Annotated in this window: 29 protein-coding genes and 3 tRNA genes; 13 read left to right on the top strand and 19 right to left on the bottom strand. The window is 54.1% G+C overall.

Translation table 11 applies throughout. From position 1 onward, the window contains the following. Positions 1-133 precede the first annotated feature (133 nt). Both KO497_RS08280 and KO497_RS08275 read right to left on the bottom strand, forming a co-directional pair. The gene (locus KO497_RS08280) at positions 134-1,090 is read right to left on the bottom strand and encodes an alpha/beta hydrolase (RefSeq protein WP_215943494.1); all 957 of its coding nucleotides are present in this window, start codon (positions 1,088-1,090) and stop codon (positions 134-136) included. A 102-nt stretch (positions 1,091-1,192) separates the two neighbouring features. Continuing rightward, a complete protein-coding gene (locus tag KO497_RS08275; protein ID WP_215943493.1) occupies positions 1,193-1,483 on the bottom strand; it encodes an SCP2 sterol-binding domain-containing protein in 291 nt (96 codons plus the stop codon). A gap of 96 nt (positions 1,484-1,579) precedes the next feature. On the opposite strand from KO497_RS08275, the gene KO497_RS08270 reads away from it, so the two are divergent. The 5 genes from KO497_RS08270 to KO497_RS08250 all read left to right on the top strand — a co-directional run bounded on the left by KO497_RS08270 (position 1,580) and on the right by KO497_RS08250 (position 6,714). Next, positions 1,580-2,128 (top strand): tetratricopeptide repeat protein, encoded by a 549-nt coding sequence (locus tag KO497_RS08270; protein WP_252729567.1) that lies wholly within the window; start codon positions 1,580-1,582, stop codon positions 2,126-2,128. A gap of 43 nt (positions 2,129-2,171) precedes the next feature. After that, positions 2,172-5,018 carry a helicase-related protein gene (locus KO497_RS08265; protein WP_215943587.1) on the top strand — a complete coding sequence of 949 codons (2,847 nt, stop codon included), beginning with the start codon at positions 2,172-2,174 and terminating at the stop codon, positions 5,016-5,018. Between the two features lies 1 nt (position 5,019). Then, the gene (locus KO497_RS08260) at positions 5,020-5,406 is read left to right on the top strand and encodes an RNA-binding S4 domain-containing protein (RefSeq protein WP_215943491.1); all 387 of its coding nucleotides are present in this window, start codon (positions 5,020-5,022) and stop codon (positions 5,404-5,406) included. A gap of 56 nt (positions 5,407-5,462) precedes the next feature. Continuing rightward, positions 5,463-5,801 (top strand): ferredoxin FdxA, encoded by a 339-nt coding sequence (gene fdxA / locus KO497_RS08255; RefSeq protein WP_215943490.1) that lies wholly within the window; start codon positions 5,463-5,465, stop codon positions 5,799-5,801. A gap of 394 nt (positions 5,802-6,195) precedes the next feature. Next, on the top strand, positions 6,196-6,714 hold the full coding sequence (locus KO497_RS08250) for a CarD family transcriptional regulator (RefSeq protein WP_215943489.1): 519 nt from the start codon (positions 6,196-6,198) through the stop codon (positions 6,712-6,714). Between the two features lie 92 nt (positions 6,715-6,806). Here the strand turns inward: KO497_RS08250 and cobS are convergent, their stop codons facing one another. Beyond that, positions 6,807-7,559, bottom strand: a complete 753-nt coding sequence (cobS, locus tag KO497_RS08245; protein ID WP_215943488.1) for an adenosylcobinamide-GDP ribazoletransferase — start codon at positions 7,557-7,559, stop codon at positions 6,807-6,809. A 95-nt stretch (positions 7,560-7,654) separates the two neighbouring features. On the opposite strand from cobS, the gene cobT reads away from it, so the two are divergent. After that, complete coding sequence (gene cobT / locus KO497_RS08240) at positions 7,655-8,659, top strand: nicotinate-nucleotide--dimethylbenzimidazole phosphoribosyltransferase (RefSeq protein WP_215943487.1); 1,005 nt, start codon at positions 7,655-7,657, stop codon at positions 8,657-8,659. Between the two features lie 40 nt (positions 8,660-8,699). On the opposite strand, the gene KO497_RS08235 is transcribed toward cobT, so the two are convergent. The 3 genes from KO497_RS08235 to KO497_RS08225 form a co-directional block, all read right to left on the bottom strand. Beyond that, the gene (locus tag KO497_RS08235) at positions 8,700-10,586 is read right to left on the bottom strand and encodes a monovalent cation:proton antiporter-2 (CPA2) family protein (protein ID WP_215943486.1); all 1,887 of its coding nucleotides are present in this window, start codon (positions 10,584-10,586) and stop codon (positions 8,700-8,702) included. Between the two features lie 190 nt (positions 10,587-10,776). Beyond that, complete coding sequence (locus KO497_RS08230; RefSeq protein ID WP_215943485.1) at positions 10,777-13,995, bottom strand: hypothetical protein; 3,219 nt, start codon at positions 13,993-13,995, stop codon at positions 10,777-10,779. 159 nt (positions 13,996-14,154) lie between these two features. Beyond that, a complete protein-coding gene (locus KO497_RS08225) occupies positions 14,155-15,159 on the bottom strand; it encodes a hypothetical protein (protein WP_215943484.1) in 1,005 nt (334 codons plus the stop codon). A gap of 107 nt (positions 15,160-15,266) precedes the next feature. Here KO497_RS08225 and KO497_RS08220 point away from each other — a divergent pair, with 107 nt between their 5' ends. Next, positions 15,267-15,680: a hypothetical protein gene (locus KO497_RS08220; protein ID WP_215943483.1), complete on the top strand. Its 414-nt coding sequence runs from the start codon at positions 15,267-15,269 to the stop codon at positions 15,678-15,680. A gap of 98 nt (positions 15,681-15,778) precedes the next feature. Here KO497_RS08220 and KO497_RS08215 read toward each other — a convergent pair. Continuing rightward, a tRNA-Tyr gene (locus tag KO497_RS08215) sits at positions 15,779-15,862 on the bottom strand. Positions 15,863-15,995: 133 nt separating this feature from the next. Here KO497_RS08215 and rlmB point away from each other — a divergent pair. From rlmB to KO497_RS08200, 3 genes are all read left to right on the top strand, one after another. Further along, complete coding sequence (gene rlmB, locus KO497_RS08210; RefSeq protein ID WP_215943482.1) at positions 15,996-16,775, top strand: 23S rRNA (guanosine(2251)-2'-O)-methyltransferase RlmB; 780 nt, start codon at positions 15,996-15,998, stop codon at positions 16,773-16,775. Between the two features lie 113 nt (positions 16,776-16,888). Then, entirely contained in the window at positions 16,889-17,359 is a 471-nt protein-coding gene (locus KO497_RS08205) for a YHS domain-containing (seleno)protein (protein ID WP_215943481.1), read from the top strand. A 237-nt stretch (positions 17,360-17,596) separates the two neighbouring features. After that, a complete protein-coding gene (locus KO497_RS08200; RefSeq protein ID WP_215943480.1) occupies positions 17,597-18,043 on the top strand; it encodes a CoA-binding protein in 447 nt (148 codons plus the stop codon). Here KO497_RS08200 and KO497_RS08195 read toward each other — a convergent pair. Genes KO497_RS08195 through KO497_RS08180 form a run of 4 tightly spaced genes read right to left on the bottom strand, consistent with a single transcriptional unit; the run spans position 18,035 to position 20,237 of the window. Continuing rightward, positions 18,035-18,562 (bottom strand): YcxB family protein, encoded by a 528-nt coding sequence (locus tag KO497_RS08195; protein ID WP_215943479.1) that lies wholly within the window; start codon positions 18,560-18,562, stop codon positions 18,035-18,037. The two genes, KO497_RS08200 and KO497_RS08195, sit on opposite strands and share 9 nt — an antisense overlap. Before the next feature lie 23 nt (positions 18,563-18,585). Next, a complete protein-coding gene (locus KO497_RS08190; RefSeq protein WP_215943478.1) occupies positions 18,586-18,903 on the bottom strand; it encodes a phosphoribosyl-ATP diphosphatase in 318 nt (105 codons plus the stop codon). An 11-nt stretch (positions 18,904-18,914) separates the two neighbouring features. Continuing rightward, positions 18,915-19,712 carry an imidazole glycerol phosphate synthase subunit HisF gene (gene hisF, locus KO497_RS08185; protein ID WP_215943477.1) on the bottom strand — a complete coding sequence of 266 codons (798 nt, stop codon included), beginning with the start codon at positions 19,710-19,712 and terminating at the stop codon, positions 18,915-18,917. Positions 19,713-19,763: 51 nt separating this feature from the next. After that, on the bottom strand, positions 19,764-20,237 hold the full coding sequence (locus KO497_RS08180) for a DUF2867 domain-containing protein (RefSeq protein WP_215943476.1): 474 nt from the start codon (positions 20,235-20,237) through the stop codon (positions 19,764-19,766). Between the two features lie 192 nt (positions 20,238-20,429). On the opposite strand from KO497_RS08180, the gene KO497_RS08175 reads away from it, so the two are divergent. Then, positions 20,430-20,888, top strand: a complete 459-nt coding sequence (locus tag KO497_RS08175) for a DUF302 domain-containing protein (RefSeq protein WP_215943475.1) — start codon at positions 20,430-20,432, stop codon at positions 20,886-20,888. A gap of 55 nt (positions 20,889-20,943) precedes the next feature. Here the strand turns inward: KO497_RS08175 and hisA are convergent, their stop codons facing one another. Then, complete coding sequence (hisA, locus tag KO497_RS08170; RefSeq protein WP_215943474.1) at positions 20,944-21,666, bottom strand: 1-(5-phosphoribosyl)-5-[(5-phosphoribosylamino)methylideneamino]imidazole-4-carboxamide isomerase; 723 nt, start codon at positions 21,664-21,666, stop codon at positions 20,944-20,946. Positions 21,667-21,819: 153 nt separating this feature from the next. Here hisA and KO497_RS08165 point away from each other — a divergent pair, with 153 nt between their 5' ends. Then, entirely contained in the window at positions 21,820-22,215 is a 396-nt protein-coding gene (locus tag KO497_RS08165; protein WP_215943473.1) for a DUF2147 domain-containing protein, read from the top strand. A 22-nt stretch (positions 22,216-22,237) separates the two neighbouring features. On the opposite strand, the gene KO497_RS08160 is transcribed toward KO497_RS08165, so the two are convergent. The 3 genes from KO497_RS08160 to hisB form a co-directional block, all read right to left on the bottom strand. Further along, positions 22,238-23,167 (bottom strand): glutaminase, encoded by a 930-nt coding sequence (locus KO497_RS08160; protein ID WP_215943472.1) that lies wholly within the window; start codon positions 23,165-23,167, stop codon positions 22,238-22,240. Next, positions 23,155-23,793 (bottom strand): imidazole glycerol phosphate synthase subunit HisH, encoded by a 639-nt coding sequence (gene hisH, locus KO497_RS08155; protein WP_215943471.1) that lies wholly within the window; start codon positions 23,791-23,793, stop codon positions 23,155-23,157. The genes KO497_RS08160 and hisH overlap by 13 nt, the downstream gene beginning before the upstream one ends. 73 nt (positions 23,794-23,866) lie before the next feature. Then, complete coding sequence (gene hisB, locus KO497_RS08150) at positions 23,867-24,454, bottom strand: imidazoleglycerol-phosphate dehydratase HisB (protein ID WP_215943470.1); 588 nt, start codon at positions 24,452-24,454, stop codon at positions 23,867-23,869. A 278-nt stretch (positions 24,455-24,732) separates the two neighbouring features. Here hisB and KO497_RS08145 point away from each other — a divergent pair, with 278 nt between their 5' ends. Then, the gene (locus KO497_RS08145; RefSeq protein ID WP_215943469.1) at positions 24,733-25,230 is read left to right on the top strand and encodes a hypothetical protein; all 498 of its coding nucleotides are present in this window, start codon (positions 24,733-24,735) and stop codon (positions 25,228-25,230) included. 89 nt (positions 25,231-25,319) lie between these two features. Here KO497_RS08145 and KO497_RS08140 read toward each other — a convergent pair. From KO497_RS08140 to KO497_RS08125, 4 genes are all read right to left on the bottom strand, one after another. After that, positions 25,320-25,394 (bottom strand) — tRNA-Gly (locus KO497_RS08140). A 98-nt stretch (positions 25,395-25,492) separates the two neighbouring features. Next, a tRNA-Gly gene (locus KO497_RS08135) sits at positions 25,493-25,567 on the bottom strand. A 108-nt stretch (positions 25,568-25,675) separates the two neighbouring features. Continuing rightward, positions 25,676-26,068 (bottom strand): MAPEG family protein, encoded by a 393-nt coding sequence (locus tag KO497_RS08130; RefSeq protein WP_215943468.1) that lies wholly within the window; start codon positions 26,066-26,068, stop codon positions 25,676-25,678. Between the two features lie 62 nt (positions 26,069-26,130). Continuing rightward, a complete protein-coding gene (locus KO497_RS08125; RefSeq protein ID WP_215943467.1) occupies positions 26,131-26,523 on the bottom strand; it encodes a VOC family protein in 393 nt (130 codons plus the stop codon). Between the last annotated feature and the right edge of the window lie 77 nt (positions 26,524-26,600).

Here is a 26,600-nt window from a genome sequence, read left to right as displayed (position 1 = left end):
TCAACACTTAGGGATGCAGCGCACCGGTTTGCAACCCGTTGAGGTCAAGAGATTGAAGACCATCACAAATTTTGTCAGGCTTGCCGCCTTGATGCGCCGCATAGGGCAGGGCTACTGTCTCAGGGGCGGGGGATTACAGATTGGCGTCGAACAGCGCGCAAGACCGATCAAAGAATATTTTGCGGGTTTCAGGCACTTCCATAGGGATCTCGTGCTGGCCTTTTGGCACTTCAACCAGTTCGCCGCGCGGCCAGCGTGCCATGCGGGACCGCACCGCATCTGTGTTGACGATGGATTCGTCTAGACCCAGAAAGCATAGAGCTGGCACATCGGGGGATGTAAGCATGTCGATATGCCTGTTCTCAGCAATGGATTCGCAGACCCAGCGTGTGGAGGGGCCGCCAAGTCCCAAATCAGGTTCTGCTGCGACTTGTGCGCGCATATAGGCATACATATCAGCGTCACGGGTGAGCACGTTCCCTTTGAAATCTTGTACCATCATATAGGTGTCGCTTTTGGTGCCCGGCGCGCGTTTGCAATCCATGTTGAGCAAGGTCAAAATGGGGGCCAAGAACCGCAACATTGCCTTTTGCACGGTCGTCAGCCCAATGCCCCACATTGGGGCCGAAAAACTGGCAGCTTCAAAGGGCGCGCCTTCAAACAGCGCATGCAGACCAATGGCCCCGCCCATGGAATGTCCGATCATGAACCAAGGTTTGGGCAAATCGAGGTCGCGCGCCATATTGAGCACGGCGGCCATATCCAATTGGTAATCATCAAAATGGTTCACATGACCGATGCTGCGATCAGGCAACATGCGATCCGCTATGCCTTGCCCGCGCCAATCAATCGCCAAAGAGGCATAGCCTCTTGCGGCCAAATCTGTCGCCGCGCGCCCATACTTTTCCACACATTCGGTCCGCCCCGGCAAGATGAACACAGTGCCTTTGGTTTTATCTGCACCTTGGGTATCGCCAGCATGCGGCCAAACGCCCGCGCGAATGCGTAGCCCATCACTGGTGGTCAACCAATAAGCGTGGCCGCCTTTGGGGCCATCACAAACCTGTTCGAAAAAGGGGGCTGGTTGCATGTGGGGCCTCGCGAAGATGCTAGAAAAATATGAAAGCGGAGACATTCCGCAAAGCAAAAGACCCTGCCACTGTGACGCGGCAAGGCTTAAAAACTCTGTAATTTAGGCCAAAGCAGACCCAAGCTGCATGGCCATACCCATGTCGCCATCAACGGTCAGCTTACCTTGCATGAAGGCGGCGGTGGGGTTCACTTCGCCTTCGATCATGCCTTGGAAGGTCTCGACATCTGCTGTCAGCGTGACGTCTGCGTCGTCATCAGAGGCACGTGCGCCATCCGCATCGACAATAATAGAGCCTTCGTCCGCGATGACGAATTTCGCGGTGCCCGCAGCAAAGCCGCCATCGATCTTTTCATTCAAGGCTGCGACGGCTGCTGTTAGGATATCGCTCATAAGTTTTCCTTTGGTTCGGTTGTTTTTGGCTTCTTTTACATATGGGGCATTGCCCACAAGAGCCAAGAAGCTACACTCATAAACATTATGGACCGAATGCAACTGTTTCTCAAATGTATCGTTACGTCTTTGTGTCTGTGTTGGACCCAAAGTGCGCTGGCCGTGGATGCGGATAAATTGAATGGGCTGTTTGACCAGCTGGCCATGGCAGATGAAACACAGGCTGGAGCGATTGAACATGATCTTTATGCCGAATTGGCGCGCTCCGGCTCTGATGCGATGGATTATTTGCTCGAACGGGGGATGGAGGCAATGGAAATGGGCGATTCGCTTTTGGCGATCGATCATCTTACTGCCTTGATCGATCATGCGCCTGACTTTGCCGAAGGGTATAATGCGCGCGCAACCGCCTATTATCACGCGGGGCTTTACGGCGCGGCGATGGCCGATATTGGCACCACATTGACATTAGAACCACGTCATTTTGGGGCGATGTCTGGCATGGCGCAGATTCTGGACGAGTTGGAACAGACCGATAACGCGTTGAAGGTTCTATATGCCATACGGGATATCCATCCGCATATGGGCGGGCTTGATCAACGAATCGAGTTTCTTGAACTGGCACTTAGCGGTGCCGCGCTTTAAATGACATCCAAAGACTAAAAAGGCAGATGCCATGAGCAGCGCAATGGGGCAGGCCGCCCGTATCACCGCCATGTTGGGGGCAACCAACACGGGCAAAACACATTACGCGATTGAGCGGATGTTGAGTTATCGCTCTGGCGTGATCGGCTTGCCGCTGCGGCTTTTGGCGCGTGAAGTCTATGACCGTATCGTCGCCATTCGCGGGCCCTCTGTGGTGGCGCTGGTCACTGGCGAAGAACGCATCGTGCCGCCACGCACGCAATATTGGGTCTGCACGGTTGAGGCCATGCCCACAGACATCGGCCCTGATTTTCTAGCCATTGACGAAGTGCAGCTTTGTGCCGATCCTGATCGTGGACATGTGTTCACAGATCGTTTGCTGCATGCGCGCGGCACGCATGAGACGCTGTTTTTGGGCTCTGAGACGATGAAATCCGTCATCGCGGACCTTGTGCCCAAAGCGCAATTCATGAAACGCGAACGCTTTTCCAAACTGACCTACGCAGGTTCGAAAAAGCTAAGTCGGATGCCTGAACGAGCGGCGATTGTTGGGTTTTCTGTTGAAAATGTCTATGCCATCGCAGAACTTCTGCGCCGTCAAAAAGGCGGCGCGGCTGTGGTGATGGGGGCGTTGAGTCCGCGCACGCGTAATGCGCAAGTCGAGATGTACCAAAATGGTGAGGTCAATTATCTCGTGGCAACAGATGCCATCGGCATGGGGCTAAATCTTGATGTGACCCATGTGGCGTTTTCGGCTACGACAAAATTTGACGGACGGCGGATGCGGCCATTGCTGCCCAATGAAATGGCGCAGATCGCAGGCCGCGCTGGGCGCTATCAAACGGATGGCACATTTGGGGTGACGGGTGAGGCTTCGCCCTTGGACGAGGCGGTGATCGAGGCGATTGAAAGCCATCGGTTCGAGCCAATCAAGAAACTTGTTTGGCGCAATCCACGGCTTGAATTTGGCACAGTGGACACATTAATCGGCTCGCTTGAGCAGCCGCCAAACGATCCAAGCCTGATCAAAGCGCGCGAAGCAGATGACTTAGCGTCACTCAAAACGTTGGGATCTTTGCAGACGGTGCGGCCGCGTATTCGGGGCAGTAAAGACGTGAAACTTTTGTGGGATGTGTGCCGCATTCCTGATTTTCGCGGCATTTCGCACGGCGAACACACCAGCCTTTTGGAGCGAATCTTTGATTTTCTTCATGGGGTTGGGCGGATTCCCGACGATTGGCTGGCCGCACAGATCAAACGCATTGACCGGATTGAGGGCAATATCGATACATTGTCTAAAAGACTCGCCTATGTGCGCACTTGGACGTATGTTGCGCAGCGCACGGGTTGGGTCGACGATGAAAAGCATTGGCGTGCCGAGACCCGCGCAGTAGAAGACCGATTGTCAGATGCGCTACACAATGCGCTGACGCAAAGATTTGTTGACCGGCGGACGAGTGTACTCCTCCGGCGGTTGAAGCAGAAGGAGGGCCTAGTGGCCGACGTGAACGATAAAGGTGAAGTGATGGTTGAGGGTGAACTCATCGGCCGTCTAGAGGGATTCCGTTTCAGTCAAGATACGACTGCGACACCGGACGAAGCAAAGACATTGGCCCAAGCGGCTGTGGCTGTGCTGGCGCCTGAATTCCATTTGCGTGCTGACCGGTTCTACAATGCACCGGACACTGAAATGGATTTCACCGAACAGGGTGGCCTCATGTGGGGTGAGCACGCTGTGGGGAAACTCATAGCTGGCGATAGCGCCTTGCGCCCACGGGTGGTTGCTTTCGTTGACGAGGTTGCTGGCCAAGACGTGATCGACAAGGTTACGCGCCGTTTGCAGCATTTCATCGACCGCAAAGTTGCGACACTGTTTGAGCCATTGCTTGCGATGTCCAAAGACGAAGCGTTGACAGGTTTGGCCCGCGGGTTTGCTTTCCGTTTGGAAGAAAACCTCGGCGTGATCGAACGCGGCGCTGTGGCCGCTGAGGTGAAAGAGCTGGATCAAGACGCTCGTGGAGCTTTGCGCAAACACGGTATTCGGTTTGGTCAGTTCACCATCTTTATGCCTGCGATTTTGAAGCCAGCGCCAACGCGTTTGCGTTTGCTTTTGTGGTCTTTGTCGGCGAAACACGATGTGGCTCCCGATAGCCCCCCCCCTGGCTTGGTGACAATCCCAGCAGCGGCACACGCTCCTGAGGGCTATTACGCGATGTCTGGCTACCGTTTGGCTGGCGCGCGCGCGATTCGCATCGACATGTTGGAACGCTTGGCAGATTTGCTGCGCACTAAAGACAGCCGCGCTGGGTTTGAAGCCAACCCTGACATGTTGTCGATCACAGGCATGACGCTAGAGCAGTTCGCTGATCTGATGGTGGGGCTTGGTTACGCGGCTGAAAAAGGCGAGCGGGTCAAAGTCAAAGCAGCCCCTGAAAAGCCGAGCGATGCGGCTGTCGAAGCCTCTGCTGAAGTTGCGCCAACAGAGGAAGCGGCAACAGAGGATGCGCCTACGACGGAGGCTGTAGCGGCTGAGGCACCTGCGGTTGAAGCCGAAGCGCCAGTTGCTGAGGCAGAACCTGCGCCTGTTGCGGATGCGGCTCCTGTGGACATGGAAGTGTTCTACACCTTCAAATGGGGTGGCAATCGCGGTGCAAACCGTGGGCCGCGCCGTCAAGAAGGGCGTCAAGGCAACCGTCAAGATGGTGAAGCTAAAGGCAAAACTCGCCCACAAGGCAAAGGCAAACCTCGGCGTGACGGTGGCAAACGCGATGGCGGCAAAGGTGGCAATAAACCACAGTCATTCTCTGCGCGTCCTACACGTAAAGAAAAAGCCATCGATCCAGACAACCCCTTCGCAGCAGCGTTGATGGGATTGAAAGACTCTAAATAAGTTGGAAAAGCGGGACACGATACGCCTCGATAAGTGGCTATGGTATGCCCGCTTTTTCAAAACCCGCTCGCTTGCGACCAAGGTCGTCAGCGGCGGGAACGTGCGATTGAATTCTAACAAAGTGGCAAAGCCGTCTGTGGCGGTCGGGGCAGGGGACCTGTTGGTCTTTACCCAAGCCAAAGAGGTCAAAACCGTGCGCGTGATTGCTTGTGGCACGCGACGTGGCCCCGCGCCTGAGGCGCAAATGCTCTATGAGGATCTGACACCTGTTTCAGAGGCAAAGGAATTCGTTCCACAATCGCCTAAATTTGAGGGAAAAGGTCGCCCAACTAAGAAAGATCGTCGCACTGGTCTTCTTTCCCCCAAAGATATGTTTCGAGATGCTTGAATGATTTGGCAATGAGCGTTAGCTAAGGCCGACCTTGAATTTCTGGATGAGCCGCAATGACCTATGTCGTGATCGAAAACTGCATTTCTTGTAAGTACACTGACTGTGTAGAAGTCTGTCCTGTGGACTGTTTCTACGAAGGTGAAAACATGTTGGTCATTCACCCCGATGAATGCATCGACTGTGGTGTTTGCGAACCTGAATGCCCCGCTGACGCGATCCGCCCAGACACAGAGCCAGCAATGGAAAAATGGGTTGAATTCAACCGCAAGTATTCCGAAGCTTGGCCGGTGATCCTGTCCAAAAAAGACCCAATGCCCGGCTATGAAGAAAAAGACGGCCAAGAGAACAAGCTTGAAACCGATTTCTCGGAAGCCCCCGGCGAAGGCGGCTGATCACGCCATTTATGCGTGGCGTGTTTCGGTAGGATTTTTTGCCAAATACCCGAATCATATTCCATCGAGAGCCCTCGTCATGTGTGACATGCGAGGGCTTTGATTTTACTAAATCTTCATAATCAGCCGTATTTTTTCGCTTTATCGCCTTGAAAACAGGCCAAAACTTGCTGCCATGCTCTTGCCCACCTTTTAAATGGTGCGTTTTTTTGGTATGGTACCCCAACAACATCAGGACATATCGACCTCAAACCCCAACAGCATAGTTTGACTGGGGCTTGAGTTTTTCGCGCCAAAATTGACCCTTGGGTCGCACCGTCTTGCCCGCAGTTGCGGCAAAACAGCGTGAAGTCGAAGGTCTTTAATACCTGTTCTTTGAGGAACCAGATTGACTATGAGCAAGACCAATAGACCAGATTACAGCCCCAATGATTTCGTCGTTTACCCGTCGCATGGCGTGGGCAAAGTCGTCTCTATCGAAGAGCAAGAAATCGCTGGGATTTCTCTCGAACTTTTCGTCATCGCGTTTGAAAAAGACAAAATGACATTGCGCGTTCCTACGCATAAAGCTGACGAAGTGGGCATGCGGTCCTTGTCGTCGCCTGATGTCATTGCACATGCGATGAAAACGCTCAAAGGCAAAGCCAAAGTCAAACGGGCTATGTGGTCGCGCCGCGCGCAAGAATATGAGCAAAAGATCAACTCAGGTGATCTGATTGCCATCGCCGAAGTGGTGCGCGATTTGCACCGCACAGACGATCAGCGCGAACAGTCTTACTCTGAGCGTCAGTTGTACGAAGCAGCCTTAGAGCGTTTGACACGCGAAGTGGCGGCTGTGGCTGGCTCGGATGAAGTTGAAGCGGGCAAAACAATTACGGATGTTTTGACGTCGCGCGCACCTGCTGCGGCTTAACAGTCCCAAGCTTACAATTCAGAACCGCCGCGGACATGATCTTGCGGCGGTTTTCTTTTGCGCGAGCACAGAAGATCATTAAAACGCGGCGATCAGTAAAGTGTCGTGCCAATGGCCAGAACGCAAAGTTCGCACAAAACCTGCGTCGCCCCCAAAATATCACCCGTTTGACCACCGATTTTTGCTTTGGCAATTTTCATCACCCCCAAAATCACCAAACCACAGGCACTGGCGGCCAAAACCATTGGAACAAAGCCGATACTCACCCAAGCCAAAGCAAGCGCGATCACAGCGCCGATAGCAGCGGTGGTGCCACTGGGACGTCCAGTTTGTACTGACAGTCCATCATCACGCGCATGGGGCAATAGGGCCATGACAAAAGGCATCGCCGCGCGCGACAGCACAGCGGCGGCAACGAAAGCACCAAGCTGCAAGTTGTTCACCAACATTGTGATGGTCGAGAACCGCAGCAGCATTACCAAAATCAAGGCCAATACGCCGTAAGTACCGATATGGCTGTCTCGCATAATTTCCAAACGGCGGGCAGGGGTCCAACCGCCCCACAGTCCGTCTGCACTGTCGGCGATGCCGTCTTCATGCATGGCGCCGGTGAGGAACACAGCGCTTGCAATGGCGAGACCCGCAGAGACTCCAAGGCTTAAACCAAGCCAATCCGACAGCAAAGCTATCATCACCATGAAGACCCCGACACAAGCCCCAATGAGCGGGAAGGCCCAAGTGGCTTCAGCCGTGCGCGTGAAACTGGCTTGAACAGGCAGGCGGGTCAACAAGGCAAAAGCGGTTTTAATGTCGCTGATTTGGGGTCGAAAAACGGTGGACGTCATGGGCAAATATGCTCCCTGCGGCAAGTTTGTTCTATAATCGCATCGTCCAAGCAGATAGACAAACCCCAGCTTAAAGACAATGACGGAGCCGTCCCATGCCATTCACCACACTTGATGCTTTCCAGGCCATCTTGGCTGCCGCCCCGCATGCTGATGCACAAAGCAAAGCAGGGGCCGAGGCGCGCAATGGCAGTTTGACCAAACCCGCTGGCTCTTTGGGGCGCTTGGAAGACATCGCGATTTGGTATGCGTCTTGGCGCGGGACTGCGCGGCCGACAATCGAAGCGCCTCAGGTGATTGTATTCGCGGGCAACCACGGTGTCACAGCACAGGGTGTCTCTGCCTTTCCCGCAGAAGTCACCGCACAGATGGTGATAAACTTTGAACATGGCGGCGCTGCGATCAATCAATTGTCGAAAAACGCAGGTGCGTCGATGTCTGTTCACGCAATCGATCTGGATCGTCCGACCCATGATTTCACTGAGCAGCCCGCGATGTCCGAGGCCGATTGTGTCGCGGCTTTGACGGTCGGTTGGGATGCCGTGTCCGAGACCGCCGACCTGTTGGTTGTGGGGGAAATGGGCATTGGCAACACCACCCCTGCCGCTGCGATTTGCAACGCGTTGTTTGGTGGCGAAGCGTCCGATTGGACGGGGCGCGGCACGGGCGTGGATGATGCGGGCTTTAAGATCAAACAAGATGTGGTCGCCAAGGGTGTGGCCAAGTTTGGTAATTTGGATGCACTACAGGTCTTGGCCGCTTTGGGCGGGCGTGAACTGGCTGCGATGGCTGGCGCCATTGCGCGCGCACGGGCTTTGCGTATTCCGGTGATCTTGGATGGGTTCATCTGTTGTGCTGCCGCTGCGACCTTGGAACAAGCGCAGGTCGGCGCGCTGGATCACTGCATTGCGGGGCATACATCAGCAGAAGCTGGACATGAACAATTATTGGCTGCTTTGGGCAAAGACGCTCTTATCGACTTTGGCCTGCGCCTTGGTGAAGGCTCGGGGGCAGCACTGGCATTGCCTTTGGTCAAGGCGGCAGTGGCCTGTCATTCTGGCATGGCGACTTTTGCGGAAGCCGGCGTGTCCGAAGAATAGCATGTCAGTGTCGGAGTGCGCGCGCATTGCGTGGGACGGGCTAGGACACTTTGGTATCTGTGTCGCGCCCTTGCTGCAGTTGTGCCACAAGGGCGGCTTCCAAATCGATATCCAAGGCCTTTGAGCGTTCCACATAAGCGGCATTTTCTGACACAGGTTTCCCCGGTTGCCATAGTTCCGCCAATTCGCGCAAAGCGCGGCGATCATGTTGGTAATAGGCCTGTTCACTCTGTGAGGCGTCATAGTCTGACAGACCCATTTCTTCCAAAACATAGCGGCCTGCGCGCAGCGATGAGTCAAACATTTCACGCACGATTTTGTCGGCTCCGGCCTTATACAACTCATACACGTGGATACGATCACGGGCGCGGGCGATGATCATAATATCGGGATTGGCCTTGCGGGCGAATGCCACCAGCTTGAGCGCAGCAGCCTTGTCGTCCAGTGCAATCACCAAAATTTTCGCACTCTCAAGTCCCGCTGCATGTAGCAAATCTGGGCGCGTTGGATCGCCAAAAAAGCCTTTGATGCCAAATTTACGCATCACTTGGATGACCTTGAGATCATGGTCGATCACCGTGGTTTCAAACCCAGAGGCCCGCACCAAACGGTTGACCGTTTGGCCAAATCGACCAATGCCTGCGATGATGATTTTTTGTTTGCCGTCAATTTCGTCATCTGGCTGTCTGTCTTCCATTTTGTCTGACAAACGCGCGCGCAGATAATCTTGGAACATGAAAAACAACGGCGTAAACAGCAATGACAGGGCAATGATTAACAACAAACGCTCGCCCAGCCACAGTTCCAAAACACCTTGTTGCAACGAAAAGGTGGTCAAAACCATACCAAATTCACCCGCTTGCGCCAAGGACAGTGCTAGCAGCCATTGCCCGCGTGTGCGCAGCGAAAACAGGCGCCCGATCATCAGCAAAATCACGCCTTTAAGCAGCATAAGCCCCAGTGTTAGCGCAATGATTTCAAAGGGATCTCGAAACAGGATGCTAAAATTAATGCCTGCCCCCACTGCAATGAAAAACAACCCCAGCAACAGACCTTTGAAGGGTTCGATCGAGCTTTCCAACTCGTGACGAAACTCGGTATTGGCCAAAACCACACCCGCCAAAAACGTGCCAAGTGCAGGCGATAGACCGACGGAGCTCATCAGCAGGGCGATGCCCACCACGATAAACAATGATACAGCTGTATAAAGTTCACGCAGATTCGCCGCGTGTATAAATCTGAAAAAGGGCCGTGTCAGATAGACGCCGGCAAAAATGATCAAGGCGACAGCCCCCAAAGTGGCCAAGGTCACGCCCCAAGCGGGCAAAGTTTGAACCCAAGTCAAATCCTCATGTGCGACAGTTTGCGCGCCGCGCGAAATAGACCCGTCAGGATTGATAGATAATAGATTGCCGACAGCCAAAAGCGGCAAAATAGCGATCATCGGGATGACCGCTATATCTTGGGTCAGCAGCACAGAAAACGACGCACGCCCGCCGCCGGTTTGCATCAATTTCTTTTCCGATAAAGTCTGCAACACCACAGCTGTAGATGACAAAGACAGGATCATGCCTACGGCCACGGCTGTTTGCCACGTCAATCCCATAAGTATCGCAGCACCTGCCACAGCCCCAAGAGTTAGCGTGATTTGCAAACCACCAAGCCCAAGCAATTTATGGCGCATATCCCAAAGCGCGCGGGGGTCCAGTTCCAATCCAATGAGAAACAGCATCATTACCACGCCAAATTCGGCGAAATGCATCAGATCTTCGCTCTCTTTGTGCTGGATCAAGCCCAAAATCGGTCCAATCACAATCCCTGCCAACAAGTATCCTAGGACGGATCCCAATCCCAAACGGCGTGCCAAAGGCACTGCAATCACAATGGCGCTGAGGTAGATGAAAAATGGTGTCAGGATGCTGAGCATCTTAGAAAAGATCCTTTATGAATATAGGCTGGTTGATTGGGGCCAGATCAGGCTCAGCTTAACGCGGCACGGATTTCATTTATCCTAATGATTCATGGATATGCAGCAAGGCCGTTCTGCATTAAGGGCCAAAGTAAGGAAGGCAAAAATCACAAAGCCTTAATAGACGGCGTGTAAGTCTCAGCGGGATTTACGCGCCGATTTTGAGGGTGATCGATCTGTTGCCTTTGACGTAAACCAATGCGCTGTCTGAAATGGATTGAACGCGGCCCCCATCAACGCGATCACCTATTTTGACTTTGGCCAGACGCCCCGATGGCAAACGGACCAAGGCGCGACGATCAGAGCTGGACCCGTAGACGCCCATCAGATTGACTTTGCGCAGGTTGATCGCGTTTTTGACCGTGGCCGCACGCGCCACTGTGGTTGCTGTGGGGCCTGACGGAATTTTAGGCGCTGGAACCGCGGCGGTCACGCGTGTGGCTGATACATTGTCCGTGGTGGATGCAGACCCAGACGCAGCCGCAGTTGCGGCCTGGGCAGCGGCCTCTGCCGCACGCGCAGCGGCGGCAAGTTTGGCGATATTTTGTGGACGCGGTTCGGGCAAGAGCGATGCTGTGACTACAGGAGCAGTGGGTGCAGGGGCGGGGTCCCCTTCGGCCTCGGCGTCTGATTGCGCTGTTTGTTGCGCCGATTGTGGGCGCGCTTTGGGACGAAAAGCCCCCAGTTGGGTGCGGGTCAACCCGCCTAAATTGGCCTGTTCGCTGCGCTCGACCAAGCCTTCAGGGCGTAGACGCGGTGAAAACCCTGCCAAAGCCGCCCGCGCAGTGTTGCCTTCGGTGTTGGCGGCCTCAAGAGCTGCGACGTCGCTGTCCCCTGGACGGGCGGCTGGCGCGATTGGTGGCGTGCCCGCGTAGACCATAACGCCCGACGGGGTGATCGCGCCCTCAGGCGTGGCGCGCACCAACCCGCGTGGATCAAAGTCATAGGTGGTGCCCGCTGGGGCTGGCCCCGCAGCTGCAAGGGGTTGCGCGTCGATTTGGTGGGGCTGTGCATTGGGTAAGGCCACCGCATCTTGCGAGAGAATATTCGGGTCAATAGAGGCTACGTATAGATCCGAAGTGGTGTCCTCAAAGACGCTTGCACCAGCTTCGGGGGGCAAAGGCCAGATGCCAGTGGCCACATATTGTCGTGTGACTTCTGCGATATCGACCGGGTCATCTGCGGAAGGCAACGGCGGTTCAAAGGCCAAATCCACTGTGTCGTCATCGGTTGTGTCGATTTCTATCGCAGCCTCAGACTCCAATGCGAGATCGGTCTCATCCATGTTTGGGATAACATCCGGTGCAATCTGAGAGGTGTTCTCGCTCTGAGTCGTTTCGGTGATCGGGGCAGCCGTGTCTGGCGTGCTCCATGATGCCCACATTGCCACGAGCGCCATAAACAACAAAAGCCCAAGCGTTAGTGCAATCCCAAGGGAAATGCGTTTTGGCTTTGGCGTGGTTTTGCGTGCACCAAAAACGTTGAATTTGGTCTCACTTGCATCTTTGGGAGCCATAAGACCCGCAGCTTTGTCCGACATCGGCTTGGGGCCTGTGTCGATTTCATCGCTGAGATCCTCAATCGGGGCAGGTGTGCTGTCCAACGCCATTTTGGCCTCGGTCGCAGCCTGTGCTTGAGCCGCTTTTTTCGCGTTGCGAGCCTTTAGTGTCGCAAGAGCAAGTGCGCCGCCTTGGGCCAGTTTGGCCCGTACAGCAGTGGCTTTTGGCGTCAATGTTGCAATGGTTGAGGTTGTTGCCTCGGGTGCTTGGGCCTTGGCCGAAAGTGCGGTTTTGGGACCTGGCTTTGGTGTTTTGATCGCTCCAATTTGCAACTTTTGTTCGGTGGATGCAGGCGGCAAGGTGTCGACGCGGCGCTGCGCGGAGGGGGGCGCTGGCATCGCGGGCGGTTCGGGGAGCGGTGCAGATTTATTCGATTTGATATCGTCGCTTTTTTGCGCCCGCAAAATACCACTCGTGCGGCTGTCGCGCGGTTGAGGCAGAGACTCATCGACCACCTCAGCCATCGGTGCGCCGTCGTCATTTGGGATGCTTTTGTCCGTCACGCGTAGGGGTGGAGAACTGACCTCTTGCGGTGGGATTACAGCCGATAAAACGCGTGACGGGGCTGCTGATAAACGCATGAGCGCAGGCTCTGGTGCCGTGCTTGAGCGCGTTGCGGCGAAAGACGCGCGCATGGATTGAAACCCTGTTGTGGGGGCTGTGTCAGGGCTTGGCGCATCGTTTTCAGAGGAAATACTGTCAGTCGCAGATTCTGCGGTACTGTTTGTTTCATCTGCATCATCGGCGTTTGCTGTGATGGGGGGTATGACTGTCTCAACGGGCGCGTTGACGTCACTGTCGTTTGTTTGTTGGGCATCAGTCTTATCTACATCCGTAGCCTCAATGATGTCATCGGCGGAGGCTGGCGCTTGATCTGCCATGTCATTAGGCAAGACGTTGTGAGCGTTTGCGTCTTGAACAGGCGGAGCCGTCACGTCATTTGCCGAAGCGATCTTTTCAGGCGTGGTCTGATCCGTCTCGTTCTCATCAGGCGTTTGATCGACCGTATCAATGGGAACTGTCTCTTGAGGGGGGATGTGTTGAACATCTGAGACAGGATCGTCTTTGGCTGGCGCGGTGCCTTCGGCGTTATTTTTACCCTGTGATGTATTGGCGTGCCCGTTCGAAGCCGTCTCGGTCTCGGCTTGTGGGGCATTCGGTGCCTCGGGTTCTGATCCGATGTCAGTATCTACAGTTGCAGACACGGTCTCAACTGGCGTGGGGTCCGGTTCAGGAAGGACTGCCGTTTGCGTCGCTCCGTAGAGCGCTAAAATATGTATGGCCGATGGGTCACGATCTATCTTGGTGTTTGTTCCGATCAGCGCGTCAGCCGCCGCAGCGCGACCAAAGAAAGGTTCTGCGTCAAACGTGCCGTCTTCGGGGATAGCGACAAAGCACAAAGGGTTAAAGCGATGTTGGCGGGCAAAACTTTCGGCTTCCTCAAGTGTTTCGCGTGCGACCACGGCGATTTGCAAACCGTCCTTGGTGACGTTCCAATCATAAACCAGTTCGTGCAACGCATAGGGTGTGGCACCTGTTAGCGCGTCTTCGATGGATTTCTTGCGCTTGGATTCATTGCGGCCAGGATCAGGAATGGTGCGATACAAAATCTGGCTGTTGGGGATCACCAATTTGGTCGACAGACCTGATGACGCCATGGCGGTTGCTGTGCTGCGCAGGCGCGACAAAGCGGCGTCCATGTCTGGATCTTCCAACGATACATCGCCCATAACATGCCAGCCGCTAGAGGCGCGGTGCAGCAGAGAAATGCCTGTATGGGTAAAATTTAAAGCAAAATTTGGCTTCATACTCTTGGCGTAACCTGATTATGCCGCGTAGATTGCGGCCCGTGACTGTGCTTGACAACGCTACCCTAAGGCCGCGCGCATGCAAAGAAAAACCGATCTTTTTCACTTGGCGGTTTGTCGCGGATATGCGGCACCACAAACGCCGCAGGCCAATTTAACCTAACGCATCCACATATTTGCTTTTTTGATACGATTGCGGATCATCTTTTCACGGCGGGGAAGATTATCGCGGTCAAACATATCGCGGATTCTGTCCCCTTTGTTTTGAAAAACGATGCGCTTGATGGGCTCGTATTCTTTGAGCACTTTCTTGATCCAATTGGGCTCACAGGCATGACGCAGTTTGGTGACCACGTCGTCACTTTCGCGCGCGAAGAGCAGCGGGAAGGTGCGGTAATGACAAGATATCGCACCATCAAGTGTGTTCTCGGGCAAGGTGCTGCGTGCGCCGCCAAAAGAATGGATCACCAGCGGCAAGGCGACTTGGTCAAGCCAAGGGTCAAAGCTTTGCAGCATGGCCTCAGCGGGCGGATCGGCTAAGATTTCCGTTGCATATTGGGTAAAGCGTTCGCCAAAGAGTTTCGGGCATTTGTAAAAGAAAAAGCCCGCGTTGAAATACATGTAGCGTTTCCAATACTCGTCTGGCTGGGTCAGATCGAGAGTCGATTCAAATTCCAATCCGAATTTGTCGTAGAGAGATTTCCAAATTTCGCCATATCCTGGACCGTAAAGTTCGATCTCTGGCCATGTGCCTTCGGCTTTGAGTGAGGCACAGGGGCGATCAAAATCAAACGGTACGCTGGACACAGGGCCTGTGATCAACGTGTCTGTGTCAAAAAACACAAAGGGTTCACCTTCGGGCAGGGCTTTGAGCGCTTCAATTTTATTGCCGTAAGGGTATGACTGGCCAAAATGCACAGTCTCAAATGGTAAAATTTCAGCACCAAGACGCGCGAGAGCAGAGAGTAGATCTGTCTGGCGAATCCGCGGATCGCCGTTCCAATTGGGCCCAGGCTGCGGTTCTGCGATAAACAGTCGTCCTTTGAAATCAGGATCGTTTTGGCGCAATGAGGCGGCAAACAAAAGAGCTTCATACATGAGGCGCCCATTTTGACCGATCACAACAATGTTGAATGAATTTGGCTTTTGGGAGGTACCTGTCATAACGTGTGTATCATCTCTCGGATCAGGGCCACATTTGCTTTTAGTATAGGCTGATTTGTCCCCATTCGAAAGGCGACAAATGCCACCTTATGTAAAAGGATTTTTCCATGAGACGTTTTATGCCTATCGTATTGGCGCTTGGGATAATTTCGCCCGCTTTTGGGGCGAATTTCACCACTGCAGCTGAAGTGAAACCTATATTGCAAGCGACCAAAGCCAATTGGATTGCGGTCCGATTGTATGAAGGGCGTGATCTTTTGTATTTCACCAACCTTTTGGCGTGGCGCTGTGGCGTCGCCAAGATTGAATATGCGGTTAACGGCGGCGATATGGTCAAATTTGTAGCCGAGCCTTGCTATTTAGATCAGGCGCAACCCAATGCGTTGAAGGTCGAAGGGTTGGACGCGATCTTGGTGTCATTCCCGCCGCAGACGATTGAGGCCATCGATGTGCGGGTAACCTTTGCGGATGAAACCGTCGAAGAGGCAACATATACGCGTGCGGCTGTTCAGATCGACTGATTTCGGCCATTGAATTTGCGGCGCTGCACAATTTGCTATGCCTAACAAACAGGCCACCAGTATCCCGAAACGATCTTATATGTTTAGAGGGGGATAAATGGTGGGCGACCCTGGAATCGAACCAGGCGTGGGTCTCCCCGGCGGAGTTACAATCCGCTGCCGCACCTTGCAGCCCGTCGCCCACTCGGATGCGTTAGCATCGTTGTGTGCGGGGTGGATACAAGTGCAGTGGGGGGGCGTCAACAGGAAAATTGCTTGTATCTCAACAAACCGCAAGGCAAGGAAGGGACGCAGGCAAAAACGGGATATCTGGTCATGAAAAAACCCCAATGGGTCGTCGAAAAAGAGCAACACAAACGCAAAGCTGCCGCAGCCACGGTTTGGCTCTTTGGATTGCACGCGGTGCGCGATGCGTTGCGCAACCCTGATCGCGAAAAGCTTAAGCTGGTCGTGACCAAAAATGCTTATGACAGATTGGCCGAAGACATCGACAAATCGGGCATGGATCCAGAAATCGTTGAGCCGCGCAAATTTGACGTGCCCATCGATGCGCAATCCGTGCACCAAGGGGCGGCTTTGGAAGTCAAGCCTTTGGCTTGGGGCTCTGTCTCCGAAATTTGTCTGGGGGCAGGCGAGGGCGTGCCGACGGTTGTTTTGCTTGATCAAGTGACCGATCCACACAATGTGGGCGCGATTTTGCGCTCTGCCGAAGTGTTCGGCGCCGAAGCCGTGATTGCCACCGCGCGTCACGCCACGCCAGAAACAGGTGCTTTGGCGAAAACCGCATCCGGTGCGCTAGAACGCCAGCCGTATTTGCGGGTGCGCAATCTGGCCGACACGATGACCGAATTGCAAAATATGGGTTTCGTTTGTTTGGGCTTGGATGGCACGGCTGAGGTCGAGTTGGATGATGCTTTGGCGGACTTGTCTGGTCGCCCTGTCGCGCTTGTGATGGGGGCCGAAGGGCCGGGGCTTCGTCAAAAAACCAAAGAGACCTGTGATCTATTGGTGAAAATTCCCTACAAACGCGACTTTGGCTCGCTCAATGTATCAAATGCGGCCGCTGTTGCGCTGTATTCTGCGTCCAAACGTTAAAAGAGCCGCGCGTTATAACAACGGATAACGCGCAGTCACGCTTGCGTTGGGGGGGCTTCTCATTGGTCCCCTCAAGCCTCATCCTTTTGTCACGTACACAAAAGGAAATCGCTATGATCACACGTCGCTCGTTGCTCGCTCTTGCCATTGTCCCCGTTGCGGGTGCCGTCTTGGTGCCCCTTGCCAGTTTTGCTGCTGATACTGCCTCGATGAAAATCTACACCAAAAACGGCGTGGCCATTCGAGGGGCTGATCCCGTGGCCTATTTTACTGAAAACGCTTATGTGCAAGGTGATGCAGCCCATGCCGCTGAATGGGCTGGCGAGGTCTGGCATTTCTCATCTGCTGAAAACAAAGACAAATTCGTTGCCGACCCAACAGCCTATGCGCCTGAATTTGGCGGCTATTGTGCTTATGCTGCGGCCAAAGGTGGTCTGGCTGACGGCGACCCTGAGGCTTGGACCATTCACAACGGCAAGCTATATCTGAACTTTAACAAAACAGTGCGTTCCATTTGGCTGGAAGACACGGATGCCAACATCGCATTGGCCGAAACCAATTGGCCTGAATTGAGCAAGCAATAAGGGACATGTTTAGAAACAGTCTGTTGATCACGGGCGTTAACACTGTGTTCACGAATGTATTACATGCTCTTTAACAAGACCCGATAAGACCTAAGTATATCCACAGACACGCACTGGAACCCGCGTGTCGCTTCTATGTCCCTCGTTCCACACTCTGCCCGAGCCGTTTCCCCTGGCTCGGGCTTTTTTATATGGATCGCGGGTGTTTTTTCTCAAAGCCCACACTATCTTTATATCATGAGCCATGTAGACCGTCTGAGTGACCCCGACATCGCACGTATTTTAACGTCAACACGTGTGATCGCGATGGTCGGCGCCTCGCCGCGCCCTGAGCGCGCGTCCAATCGTGTGGGTAATTTTCTCGCGGCGCATGGGTATAAGGTGATTCCTGTCAATCCGGGGCAGGCGGGCAAGGAACTCTTTGGCCAGACATGCGTGGCCTCGCTGCGCGATATTTCCGAGCCTGTTGATATGGTTGATATCTTTAGGCGCTCTGAACATGTCTTGCCTGTGGTCGAAGAGGCTTTGGAACATTTGCGGGGCTTAAAAACGATCTGGATGCAGCTTGATATCGTCAATGACAAAGCCGCCGCGCTTGGACGTGCCCAAGGGGCTGAGGTGGTGATGGATCGCTGTCCTAAGATTGAAATCCCTCGTCTTGGCCTTTTGCCGCTCTCAAGCTGATGCTTTGGCCGCTTTGATCCAGCCTTGAATGGTCTGCAACGTATCCAATTGCGCCTCTTTGGACGTGAAAGCGGTCTTCGGGATGGTCACAAAATGTGCCTCCGCAATCAAAAGCGCAATGCCCTGTGATGTGTTCTGCGCATCCATAAAGGCGTCCCAGCGCACACGGTGCAGCTCAACAGCGCTTTCTTGGGTAAAGCCTTTTTCATCAAGCGTATAGGCCGTGGGCGTCACAAAGGTCTTGGCGTTTTGAATGGACTGATTGAGTTGAATCCGCTTTTGCAACAGCACCCACATGAACAACATCAGGCTCATCATCGCCAAAATAGGTGAGATTCTGATCATCCACATCGGCAAGCTGTTTGGCCAAATATATAACACAGCGGGCGGGCCAAGGGCGAAGAGCGGAAACCATATGTATCGCAAACGATAGAGCCAAGAGCTGCGCGCTCGCATGATCTCTTTGCCGCCTTTGTACATGTCGAAATCGTTAGGTTTGGCGACAAAGTTTAAGGGCATGTGGCTGATCTCATTCCGTGGGATTAGAGGTTGCGGGCGGCTTTTTCCGCGATGCCAGACACGCCAGCGCGGCGATCCAGTTCGTCCATGACCTCGCCCAAGGTGATGTCGCGCGCGGCCAGCATGACACCGAGGTGATAAATCACGTCTGCGGCCTCATATGTCAAATTCTCGCGGTCATTCTTGGCGCAGGCGATGATCGCCTCAATACTTTCCTCGCCAAACTTCTCGGCGCATTTGTCAGCGCCTTTGGCCAGCAATTTTGCCGTCCAAGAGCTGTCGGCAGCCGCAGATTTTCGGTCTTCGATGGTGGCCGCAAGGCGTTCAATGGCATGTGTCATCAGATTATTCCCTAGTTAAGCCGCATCGGAATGCCTTTAGAGGCCATGTATTCCTTGGCCTCCTGAATGGTGTGATCGCCAAAGTGGAAAATGCTCGCCGCCAAAACCGCCGACGCATGGCCCTCAACGACCCCTTCGACCAAGTGATCTAAATTGCCAACACCGCCAGAGGCAATCACCGGCACATTCACCGCATCGGCGATGGCGCGGGTCATTTTCAGGTTGAATCCCGCACGCGTGCCGTCACGATCCATAGAGGTCAGCAGGATTTCGCCCGCACCCTTGGCAGCGATCAATTTGGCGAACTCAACCGCATCAATGGGATTGCCGTCTGTATCAAGGGCGGCTTTGCGCCCGCCATGGGTGAAAATGCCCCATTTGTTCGGCACGCCATGCGCGTCCGTACCAATGGTTTTCGCATCAATCGCACAGACAATACACTGCGATCCAAAGCGATCAGCAGAGCGCGCAATCACATCAGGGTCGGCCACAGCGGCAGAGTTGAAAGAGACTTTGTCGGCCCCAGCCAGCAGTAAATCGCGTACATCGTCAGGCTTGCGCACACCGCCGCCTATTGTGAGCGGCATAAAGCATTGTTCCGCCGTGCGGGTCGCCAGATCAAACATTGTCCCGCGATTTTCATGGGTGGCTTTGATATCGAGGAAACACAGCTCATCCGCGCCCGCAGCGTTATAGGCGATGGCCTGTTCCACAGGATCGCCCGCATCGATCAAATCAACGAAATTGACGCCTTTGACCGTACGGCCTTCGGCGACGTCAAGGCAGGGGATGATGCGGGTTTTAAGCATGGGGCAAATCCGAATGTAAGCGGTGTTGCCCTGTCTTTACTTGGCTCGCGCCTATGATGCAATTGGCGCGGTGCCTTTGTGGCGCGCAATGCGTTTCATACAATCGCGCACAATCAGCACGTGAAAGGGCATGATCACCGCCAAATAGGCGCGCCCCAGTGTGTTGTTACGATGCACCCATGTGGCCATGTGGATGCGATCATCATGGCGGACAAATGAGATGCGAAAGTTAAGATGGCTGTCGTCAACGCCAAGGATCAGTTGATCTGCGTCTTCATAGGTTATGGGAAACAGCGTGTCTTGTCCCTCATCAATATCATCGGATTTCAATCCCAAAGGTCTTACGATGGCATTGCGCAACGCCATCAAAGCCATGGCCCATCTCGGCATTGATAGCCCGATCTCGGCGGCATCTTTAGGGGGCATAGGCGAGGCAACAGAATAATTGTCGATGAAGTCCCCGTTCATAAAGGAGTCCCAAATTTTAGCGTGCTTGGGGTGCGACGGTGTGGTGATCTTTGTCATCTGATATGCTTTCGGTCCTGATGTTGCGCAGACAATCATACAGGTGCGCTGCGTTCAATGAGGCGTGTTGCCACGCAAGAGATCAAGAGCATTTGCGACAGCAAAGATCCGCACCATGACTAAAAAGTGATTGGTCAAGATATCAGCTATCCCATTGAAGTGGCCATATTAATTGTATTCAGGAGAACCGAAATGAAAACGCGAATTTTGACCGCCACAGTGGCTACAGCCTTGTCACTTGCTGCTGCACTGCCTGCCGCTGCTGCTGATTTGATTTCAGTGCCAAGCCACAAGACAGTATCCGAGACTTTGGACGCTTTGGAAGTGGTTTTGGGCAATGCAGGTGCCACTGTCTTTGCGCGCATCGATCACGCGGCGGGGGCTGCGAGCATCGACGCAGAGCTGCGCGACACGCAAGTGTTGATTTTCGGCAATCCAAACCTTGGCACGCCGGCGATGCAGGCTGATCAGCTTGCGGGCTTGTACTTACCGCTCAAAGTCTTGGCCTATGAAAACGCTGCAGGTGACGTTTTCTTGACCTATGAAGACCCAAAAGACACGCTTGCTGATTTGAACATTCCAGCGGATGCGCCTTACGTGGCGATGATGCAGGGCGCTTTGGGTAAATTGACTGCAGCGGCCGTTAAATAATACAGCCGCCGCATGGGGCGCGACAAAACCCTATAAAACAGGTGCTTTGCGGAGGTTATCCGCGCAGCACGTTTAGGGCCTCGCCCAGATCAATTGCGCCGTCATAAAGTGCACGACCTGAAATGGCACCGTTGAGCGGCGCGCCACAGGATTTCAGCGCGCGCAGATCGTCCAAAGACGACACGCCGCCAGAGGCAATCACAGGAATGGACACCGCATTGCCAAGTGCTGCAGTGGCCTCAACATTCGGGCCTTGCATCGCGCCATCGCGATTGATGTCGGTGTAAATGATCGCCGCGACGCCTGCGTCTTCGAATGATTTTGCCAGATCGGTGACGTTGACATTTGTCTCGTTGGCCCAGCCTTTGGTCGCGACCATGCCATTGCGTGCATCGATGCCCACGGCCACATGTCCGGGAAACGCGCGGGCGGCTTCGCGCACAAGATCGGGGTTTTCCACAGCGACAGTTCCCAAAATCACACGTTGCAAGCCTTTGGACAACCACCGTTCAATCGTCGCCATATCGCGAATGCCGCCACCAAGCTGTGCGGGCACTTTGCACTGTTTGAGAATTTCCTCGACAGGGGCTGCGTTCACAGGCTCGCCCGCAAAGGCACCATTGAGATCGACCAAATGCAGCCATTCACAGCCTGCATTGACGAACTCAAGCGCTTGGGCGGCTGGGTTGTCGTTGAACACTGTCGCTTGATCCATTTCACCTTTGTACAGGCGCACGGCATTGCCGTCTTTGAGGTCAATTGCGGGGTAGAGGATCATGGCAGAGGCCCTTTCATAAATCTGTTGATGTCCTTTGGCATGAATGCACAAGAATTGCAAAGATGTGCTGTGTTGCGATTTTCCCCAACGTCAGACTTGCCTCAAAAGGGCACGGGCCACAGGATCGTAGGGATCAAAGGGAGGATTGAGAAAATGCGTAGTTTTGGTTTTATTGCGGCCTTGGTGTTGGGGCTTGGGTCGTGGACGGCCCCTGCGATGGCAGCTGACCCTGTGGAGGGGCTGTGGCAAACGCAGGTGGATGACGGGGCTTTTGCCTATGTCAAAATGGCGCCTTGTGGGGATAAAATTTGCGGCCATATCGCACGCACCTTCAACGATACCGGTGAATATAAATCGCCCAATATCGGCTTGAAATTGGTCTGGGATATGAGTGCGGCGAGTGGCGGTGCCTATAAAGGTGGGCAGATCTATCAGCCTTCGACAGGCAAGACCTTCAAATCCAAAATGGCTTTGAGTGGGGATAGACTCAACGTGTCGGGCTGTGTCGGGCCGATTTGTAAAAAACAAACATGGGCGCGGGTGAAATGATCGGCGCGGGCTGTGTTTAGCGCTAGTTGAATACAGACCAATCTTGCGCTTTGGCCAAGGCTTCCATCGCTTCTGTGCCCAGTTTTGAATTGCCATAGCTGTTCAGACCCGGTGACCAGACCGCGATAGAGGCCTTGCCGGGTGCTATGACCAAAATACCGCCGCCCACGCCGGATTTACCCGGCAGGCCCACACGAAAGGCAAAATCGCCAGAGCCGTCATAGTGTCCGCAGGTCATCATCAGCGCGAGAATGCGCCGCGCACGGGTTTTGGACACAAGGCGCGGGCCAAGCCCGTTAACGCCCCCCAACAAAAAACGCCCTGCACGGGCCAGTTGTAGGCAAGACATATCGATAGCGCATTGATGGCAATAGGTGCCCATGGTCAGTTGCGGGTCATGACTGAGATTGCCATGAGATTTCATGTAATGGGCCAGCGCGAAATTGCGATCTGCCGTTTCCATTTCTCCGCGTGCCACCGCATCATTGATGTGAATGTCGCCGTCTTCGGCTGCATCGCGCACGAAGCGCAACAACCCGCCTAAGGCTTCTTTCGGGGTGGACCCTTGAAGATAGGTGTCGGTGGTGACAATCGCGCCCGCATTGATGAACGGATTGCGTGGACGGCCATTTTCGCGTTCAAGCAACATGATGCTATCAAAGGCCAAACCAGAGGGTTCGCGGCCCACGCGAGACCAAAGACTGTCGCCCACCTTACCCAAGGCTAAAGCCACGGCAAAGACTTTGGAAACCGATTGGCTTGAAAAGGGCGTCAAGGCATCGCCCGCGTGAAATTCACGCCCATCTGCCAAACACACGGCGATGCCAAATTGATTCGGGTCTACATTGGCCAAATCGGGAATGTATTGGGCTGTTGTGCCGCGATCTGGGTTTTGCCCAATCGTTGCGGTGATGTGATCCAGCACCTCTTGCATAGGGTTTACGGCTTCCATGCCAAAAAATTGGCGATGATGCGCAGGCCGGCGGCTTGGCTTTTCTCGGGGTGAAACTGACAGCCGATCATATTGTCGCGCCCGATGATGGCCGTGATATCGCCTGCGTAATCCACATGCGCCAAGCGGTGCGCAGGATTGGCCACGCGCACATGGTAGGAATGGACGAAATAGGCGTGTTCGCCTGTGGTGATACCATCCAAAACAGGGTGAGGGTTGTCGATGATCAGATCATTCCAGCCCATGTGCGGCACTTTGAGCGCCTTATCCGCAGGGTCGATATGCACCACATCGCCGCCGACCCAATCAAAGCCTGAAGTCTGGCTGTATTCATGGCCTGTGGTGGCCATCATCTGCATGCCGATGCAAATGCCCATGAACGGCACCGCGTTTTGGTTGACCTGCAGCTCTATTGCCTCGAATAGACCTGTGTGATCAAACAAATGCGCTTTGCAGGCTGGAAATGCCCCATCGCCTGGCAAAACGATGCGATCAGCACGTGCCACCACATCAGGATCAGAGGTGACGACAACCTCGCCTGCATCCGTTTCGCGCGCCATGCGCTCGAACGCTTTTTGCGCAGAATGAAGATTGCCGCTGTCGTAGTCTACAAGTGCTGTGAGCATGTAAGTCTCAAGTCAATATAGGGAAAAGGGGCAAGGGCAGGCGGGGCTGCTCTTGCGAACTCAGGGCGCTGGGTTACAGCATGCCTTTTGTTGACGGCAAAGAATTCGCCATCCGCGGGTCAAATTCCACAGCCATGCGCAAAGCTTTTGCTACAGATTTGAACGCGGCTTCTGCAATGTGGTGGCTGTTGATGCCGTGCACTTTGTCGATGTGCAGGGAAATGCCGCCGTGGGTGGACAAGGCTTGGAAAAACTCACGCACGAGTTCCGTGTCAAACGTACCGATTTTGGCGGTCGGAAAGTCAACATTCCACACCAAAAAGGGCCGCGCAGACAGATCCAGCGCTGTGGCCACTTGGGTGTCATCCATCGCCAAAGCAAAATGCCCGTAACGGTTCATGCCCTTTTTATCGCCGACAGCTTTTGTCAAAGCCTGCCCAATCGCGATGCCCACGTCTTCGACGGTGTGGTGATCATCGATATGGGTGTCGCCATCCGCGCGAATGGTCATGTCGATCAAAGAGTGGCGCGACAATTGATCCAGCATGTGGTCGAAAAAACCAACGCCGGTTTGATTGTCATAGGTGCCAGTGCCATCGAGATTGATCTCGACGCTGATTTTTGTCTCGGCTGTATCGCGGGTAATGGTCGCTGTGCGCATTGGGGGTCTCACTTTGTGATTTGAGGCGTTTATAGGCCGCAAATGGCGATAGGCCAAGCGCTGTTGCTGGGCTTATGCTGCACGCGTTGCGTCAAAGGTAGCAAAAGCGCCTCGAAGAGAGGGGCTGGGGCATTCGACCCCATTGGCCGTGGGGAAGCCGCTGCATCTGACATCGCGCGAGGCGTTTGCCCTAAGTTCGTAGGACCGCTCTGATATTAAGACTAAGTTAAGCAACTTTTGGTTAACTATAATTGAAGGATTGTAACTGGAGAGCGCCCTTGAGACTGCTCATTATGCATGGTGAGATTGAAACCACGACCCGTTGGCAAGTCGCTTTCGGGGCGCGGGGGCATCATGTCCGTCGTGCGCGCAGTATCGACAGTGCAGAACAACAATTGCGTGAAGATCGTTTCGATCTGCTGTTGTTTGATTTCCTAGTGGATGGGCACAGTTGTCTTTCGACGGCGCTTTTGGCGCAATTTCATCAGCCTCATATTGTGTCAGTCTTGGTTTCAGCGCGCGCGCCGACGATACAGGGGGACATGTTCGCGCGTCTCGCCAGCCTACGCTGTGTTTTGGGAACAGAAACCCCTGTCAGTGATTTGGTCGCGATCTGTGAAGAACTCACCAAAGGCGTGTCTCCACAGCAGGTTGAAGCCATTGAACAGGACAGATCGGAAGGCGAGTCTCGTTTGGCCGCTTTGGAAGCACTCTATCGCGGGCGCACCCGTTCCGACCCTGATGCCCCTAAAAATGGCCGTGGGCTTCACGTTTAACACTGTTTGTCGGTCTGTATTCAGATATGATGTTGATCTCAAAAACAAAAAAGGCCGCCCAAAGGCGACCCTATTTTTGTTCGTTTGTTTGGAGCGGGTGAAGCGATTCGAACGCTCGACCCTAACCTTGGCAAGGTTATGCTCTACCCCTGAGCTACACCCGCTTCCTTGGACCGGAACAATGGCCCTATCGTTTGTGCTTTTCGCTGCTCTCAGCGTTTGGGTGGGTAACCCAAATCTCTCATGGGTGTGAGAGAACCATTGGAGCGGGTGAAGCGATTCGAACGCTCGACCCTAACCTTGGCAAGGTTATGCTCTACCCCTGAGCTACACCCGCTTCGTTGGTGAGGGCGGATATAGGACGTGGGCATTGGGGCTGCAAGGGTAAAATTGCGCTAGGGTTTAATTTTTTTTGCGCAGCCTCAGTCGTCGCGGTCCTGAGCCTTTAAAATAAGGCGATTGCGAGCAAGGTGATCACCAAGACACTCAGCACGGCGAAACATGTCAGAACGCCGAAAGTGCGCAGTTTCAATCCGATGGGCACGGCCATCCGCTCAAGACCCACCACATGGGCGATACGGCTGGCGAGTAAGGCCAAGCCGAGCGCAATCATCAACAAGGTCGGCGCGCCTTGCAGCTCGGCCAACCCCATCAAGATCAACGTCAGAGGCACATATTCGTTAAAATTCCCGTGTTGGCGTATGCGGGTCTCAAGGCGGGGATCTGCCCCATCGCCAAGTGAAATGCGCTTTGCTCTACGGATCGCAATGATACGAAAAGCCAAAACGATATACATCATTGTGGCGAGGCAGGCGAAAATGGATGTGATTGGCAGCATGTGTGGGCCTTTCTGTTTGTCTGATTCTATCGGATACGACGCAGGCCGTGCATTGGCTCAGTTTAAGTTTTTGCAGGCCCCAACAAATCCCATCGATTGCCAAAGGGATCGCGGAAAACAGCCACCATGCCGTAGGGCTCGTTGCGGGGGGATTCTTCAAAATGAACACCTTTGGCTTTCATCACTGCATAGTCCGCTTCAAAATCATCCGAGCGCAAAAACAGCCACACACGCCCGCCGCCCTGCGCACCAATGGCCTGCGTTTGATCGCCAACAGCGCGGGCCAACAAAAATTCTGTCTGCGCGCCTTTAGGTGCAACCCGAACCCATCGCTTGTCGCCGCCCATGTCGGTGTCTTCCAGCAAATTGAACCCCAGTTTTTGCGTGAAGAAATCGATGCCTACATCGTAATCAGGTACTAATATTGCGAGCAAAGAAAGATGGGTGAGGGCCATGTGGTTTGCCTTTCTGGGGGGCTTTGGTGACACGATGTGATCGTAAGCTCATATGAAAAAGGCCACCAGCGCTGATG

The sequence above is a fragment of the Pacificibacter marinus genome, from assembly GCF_018860665.1.
GTDB classification, from domain to species: Bacteria; Pseudomonadota; Alphaproteobacteria; order Rhodobacterales; family Rhodobacteraceae; genus Celeribacter; species Celeribacter marinus_A.
Note: the sequence above shows the minus strand (reverse complement) of the source record. Positions and strands in the feature narration are given on the sequence as shown.

Coding starts and splice junctions, on each gene's coding strand:
- KO497_RS08280 (WP_215943494.1), bottom strand. CDS start 1,090: ATGCAACCAGCCCCCTTTTTCGAACAGGTTTGTGATGGCCCCAAAGGC.
- KO497_RS08275 (WP_215943493.1), bottom strand. CDS start 1,483: ATGAGCGATATCCTAACAGCAGCCGTCGCAGCCTTGAATGAAAAGATC.
- KO497_RS08270 (WP_252729567.1), top strand. CDS start 1,580: ATGCAACTGTTTCTCAAATGTATCGTTACGTCTTTGTGTCTGTGTTGG.
- KO497_RS08265 (WP_215943587.1), top strand. CDS start 2,172: ATGGGGCAGGCCGCCCGTATCACCGCCATGTTGGGGGCAACCAACACG.
- fdxA (WP_215943490.1), top strand. CDS start 5,463: ATGACCTATGTCGTGATCGAAAACTGCATTTCTTGTAAGTACACTGAC.
- KO497_RS08250 (WP_215943489.1), top strand. CDS start 6,196: ATGAGCAAGACCAATAGACCAGATTACAGCCCCAATGATTTCGTCGTT.
- cobS (WP_215943488.1), bottom strand. CDS start 7,559: ATGACGTCCACCGTTTTTCGACCCCAAATCAGCGACATTAAAACCGCT.
- cobT (WP_215943487.1), top strand. CDS start 7,655: ATGCCATTCACCACACTTGATGCTTTCCAGGCCATCTTGGCTGCCGCC.
- KO497_RS08235 (WP_215943486.1), bottom strand. CDS start 10,586: ATGCTCAGCATCCTGACACCATTTTTCATCTACCTCAGCGCCATTGTG.
- KO497_RS08230 (WP_215943485.1), bottom strand. CDS start 13,995: ATGAAGCCAAATTTTGCTTTAAATTTTACCCATACAGGCATTTCTCTG.
- KO497_RS08225 (WP_215943484.1), bottom strand. CDS start 15,159: ATGACAGGTACCTCCCAAAAGCCAAATTCATTCAACATTGTTGTGATC.
- KO497_RS08220 (WP_215943483.1), top strand. CDS start 15,267: ATGAGACGTTTTATGCCTATCGTATTGGCGCTTGGGATAATTTCGCCC.
- rlmB (WP_215943482.1), top strand. CDS start 15,996: ATGAAAAAACCCCAATGGGTCGTCGAAAAAGAGCAACACAAACGCAAA.
- KO497_RS08205 (WP_215943481.1), top strand. CDS start 16,889: ATGATCACACGTCGCTCGTTGCTCGCTCTTGCCATTGTCCCCGTTGCG.
- KO497_RS08200 (WP_215943480.1), top strand. CDS start 17,597: ATGAGCCATGTAGACCGTCTGAGTGACCCCGACATCGCACGTATTTTA.
- KO497_RS08195 (WP_215943479.1), bottom strand. CDS start 18,562: ATGCCCTTAAACTTTGTCGCCAAACCTAACGATTTCGACATGTACAAA.
- KO497_RS08190 (WP_215943478.1), bottom strand. CDS start 18,903: ATGACACATGCCATTGAACGCCTTGCGGCCACCATCGAAGACCGAAAA.
- hisF (WP_215943477.1), bottom strand. CDS start 19,712: ATGCTTAAAACCCGCATCATCCCCTGCCTTGACGTCGCCGAAGGCCGT.
- KO497_RS08180 (WP_215943476.1), bottom strand. CDS start 20,237: ATGACAAAGATCACCACACCGTCGCACCCCAAGCACGCTAAAATTTGG.
- KO497_RS08175 (WP_215943475.1), top strand. CDS start 20,430: ATGAAAACGCGAATTTTGACCGCCACAGTGGCTACAGCCTTGTCACTT.
- hisA (WP_215943474.1), bottom strand. CDS start 21,666: ATGATCCTCTACCCCGCAATTGACCTCAAAGACGGCAATGCCGTGCGC.
- KO497_RS08165 (WP_215943473.1), top strand. CDS start 21,820: ATGCGTAGTTTTGGTTTTATTGCGGCCTTGGTGTTGGGGCTTGGGTCG.
- KO497_RS08160 (WP_215943472.1), bottom strand. CDS start 23,167: ATGGAAGCCGTAAACCCTATGCAAGAGGTGCTGGATCACATCACCGCA.
- hisH (WP_215943471.1), bottom strand. CDS start 23,793: ATGCTCACAGCACTTGTAGACTACGACAGCGGCAATCTTCATTCTGCG.
- hisB (WP_215943470.1), bottom strand. CDS start 24,454: ATGCGCACAGCGACCATTACCCGCGATACAGCCGAGACAAAAATCAGC.
- KO497_RS08130 (WP_215943468.1), bottom strand. CDS start 26,068: ATGCTGCCAATCACATCCATTTTCGCCTGCCTCGCCACAATGATGTAT.
- KO497_RS08125 (WP_215943467.1), bottom strand. CDS start 26,523: ATGGCCCTCACCCATCTTTCTTTGCTCGCAATATTAGTACCTGATTAC.